We start from the raw sequence: 1,994 nt of genomic DNA, 5'->3' as shown, positions 1-1,994 counted from the left end.
CCTTATTTTCTGTATGGACCAGCGGACAAGGACTTTCCTGTCTGGCGCCGTGTTTTTTTATTTCAGCGAGTTTTCCTGGTAACGGACACTTGCCATGACGGCATAGGCGAGCATGATCAGAGAGACATGCCGATGCCAACCATGCCAAGAGAGGGTTGCGTTATGATCAAGACCGAATTCGTTTTTGGCCGTCTCGAAACAGTCTTCGATCCTCCAGCGTGCCTTCAACGTTCACGAGCTCCTGCATGGTTGTTCCTTTCGGACACCATGTCGTAAAACAGGCAAGATCCCCACCTCTGCACGCAGCGTGGCATCAATTGCTGAAGCGACTACTTCTGCAATTAAGCGTGAGTAATCGGGACCAACTGCCAGACCAATAGTCTGCTCATCCTGTGCGTTCCGGCACAATAAATCGATAAGATTGCCATAATGGTGTGTACCACGATTTTATTTGGCAAAAGTCTTACCAGGAATTGCCCAGGGAATTGCGTGGGTGTAGATTGAATGAAAGAAGGCGCGAATATCAGCGCCTACAAATTCCTCGCGCCTCGATGACAGATCGACAAGAAAGTCATCGCGCAAATCGATACTCGGCCTGACCAGAGCGCGCGGTACATTCCAGTCAAAGATCGGTGGCGACGAAGAAATCTGCGACCTCTTAGCGGCGGTTCGCATTTTGATGTAATTATCGGCAACCAACCGAGATAAAAGTAAATAGGCAATAGGGTTCGGCACGCCATGGCGACGGTCATCTTTACCGAAGCGAGGAAAATAGAGCCAACTCGGTTCAGAAATAAAGCGATGAAACGCAGGCTTGCCTTTTATTGGTGCCATAGCTTCGATGACGTCAACAACCGATTTTCGAAATCTTGCTAGGTCTTGCGAGACAAAGCACGGAGGCAACTCTGGAGCGAAGTAGCCATGGGACAAAAGACGTCGAAGTCGATCTGATTTAGTCCTTGCCGTCATCGTTCCCTCCCTAAAAACTTACTAGCGCGCTAGAACATTAGACAAAGCCTCTCGGACTGTGTCCTTCAGAAACGGTTAGGCCGATTGTACCTTTTGAACAAGCCGACTTACACTCAAACCTGTAGCCCGGCTCATGTGCGCTCTTGGTTCGTAGAATACAAGTCTTGAGGATGAGCACGTAAGTTCGACGAACTTGCGAATTATTTGAGCAGCCAAAGTTGATCTGTAATCCCTGAAGGTCTGGAATTGCACTTTATTTATCTGAATGCGAACCGTTGAAAGTCGGCCTCTAACTCGGTCACAAGCAATGGTGCTGCCCATGTCTGCTATGCAGAGAGTGATCTGGGCCATTGTATGTCCGACATTGCAGGCGAAAGCGGTCATCAGAGAAGATTGTGTTTTAGGGGGTCAACGGGGGAGGTTACTTCCCCTTGCCAGCAGTGTCGAATGGGTAGCCATTCGACACTGCTGGTTCCCTTTTAAAACGTTCCCTTTTTGAAGGCTGTTTCCGGGTAGCTTATTGCTTCCACAGTTTGGTTAAGATTGTCAGTTGTGATGGCGGTGAGATAGGTCGTGATGCCCTGACTTCTGTGGGTAATGGCGTTGGGGTTGTTCAAGACAAACTGCTCCAAAGCATTGGAGAGCATAAGAACGGGCGGTGTCTTCTTGGTGCTGCGAGGTTTTCTGATGACTTTACGGGTCTGTTTCTCCCTCGGTTTCATGGTCTTCCGTTTGCGGGCAGGGTTGCCTCCGCTTCCTGAGCATTCTTCTCAGGTTCCAGAGTCATAGGACTTTGGAAGGTGAAAAGAGACGCCAGTTCCTTGCCTGAGAACCGAGCCTGCATGCTTCTGGCTTTATGGAAGACTTCGCCCGTTCGGGCATAGAAGGCAGCAGCCCTCTGGCGGGCCAAAAACTTGCTTTCAGTTTGCAGGGAAAGTGAGATTTCCGTTTTGCCAAGACAGGCTTGCAGAACGACCGGGACGGCACGGCGGAAGTGGTAATGAGAGCCGATAAGACGCAGCATG

3 protein-coding genes and 1 pseudogene are annotated in these 1,994 nt (G+C 49.9%); all 4 read right to left on the bottom strand.

All coding sequences use genetic code 11. The annotated features are described in order from the left end of the window. Window positions 1-2 precede the first annotated feature (2 nt). Window positions 3-292 (bottom strand): annotated as a pseudogene (locus Abin_RS11680) (transposase); the annotation flags it as partial. Window positions 293-447: 155 nt separating this feature from the next. Continuing rightward, a complete protein-coding gene (locus Abin_RS11675) occupies window positions 448-969 on the bottom strand; it encodes a hypothetical protein (RefSeq protein ID WP_174766875.1) in 522 nt (173 codons plus the stop codon). Window positions 970-1,448: 479 nt separating this feature from the next. After that, window positions 1,449-1,691 carry a hypothetical protein gene (locus tag Abin_RS15905; protein WP_048847135.1) on the bottom strand — a complete coding sequence of 81 codons (243 nt, stop codon included), beginning with the start codon at window positions 1,689-1,691 and terminating at the stop codon, window positions 1,449-1,451. After that, window positions 1,688-1,994: DUF6538 domain-containing protein (locus Abin_RS11670; RefSeq protein ID WP_048847134.1), on the bottom strand; the 307-nt coding region annotated here is incomplete at its 5' end. The genes Abin_RS11670 and Abin_RS15905, both read right to left, overlap by 4 nt.

This window comes from Acetobacter indonesiensis (assembly GCF_000963945.1).
Classification (GTDB): Bacteria; Pseudomonadota; Alphaproteobacteria; order Acetobacterales; family Acetobacteraceae; genus Acetobacter; species Acetobacter indonesiensis.
The sequence above is the reverse complement of the archived record's forward strand: the minus strand, read 5'-3'. Positions and strand labels throughout refer to the sequence as shown.

Coding starts and splice junctions, on each gene's coding strand:
- Abin_RS11675 (WP_174766875.1), bottom strand. CDS start 969: ATGACGGCAAGGACTAAATCAGATCGACTTCGACGTCTTTTGTCCCAT.
- Abin_RS15905 (WP_048847135.1), bottom strand. CDS start 1,691: ATGAAACCGAGGGAGAAACAGACCCGTAAAGTCATCAGAAAACCTCGC.